General features: G+C 54.0%; 2 tRNA genes. Both read right to left on the bottom strand.

Annotated features, from left to right (window positions below):
* Window position 1 precedes the first annotated feature (1 nt).
* Window positions 2-75 (bottom strand) — tRNA-Pro (locus C161_RS27070).
* Window positions 76-82: 7 nt separating this feature from the next.
* Window positions 83-161 (bottom strand) — tRNA-Leu (locus C161_RS27065).
* Window positions 162-252: the final 91 nt, after the last annotated feature.

The raw sequence follows: 252 nt of genomic DNA, 5'->3' as shown, positions 1-252 counted from the left end.
ATCGGGATGACACGATTTGAACATGCGACCCCCTGGTCCCAAACCAGGTGCTCTACCAAGCTGAGCTACATCCCGTTATCTATACCGGCGAGAGGACTCGAACCTCCACGGTTTCCCACTCGATTTTGAGTCGAGCGCGTCTGCCATTCCGCCACGCCGGCAAAATATGAAGTTATAATGGCGCGCCCTGAGAGATTCGAACTCCCGGCCTTTTGATTCGTAGTCAAACGCTCTATCCAGCTGAGCTAAGGG

The organism is Paenibacillus sp. FSL R5-192, assembly GCF_000517845.1.
GTDB lineage: Bacteria > Bacillota > Bacilli > Paenibacillales > Paenibacillaceae > Paenibacillus > Paenibacillus amylolyticus.
This window is presented reverse-complemented; position numbering and strand designations above follow the sequence as displayed.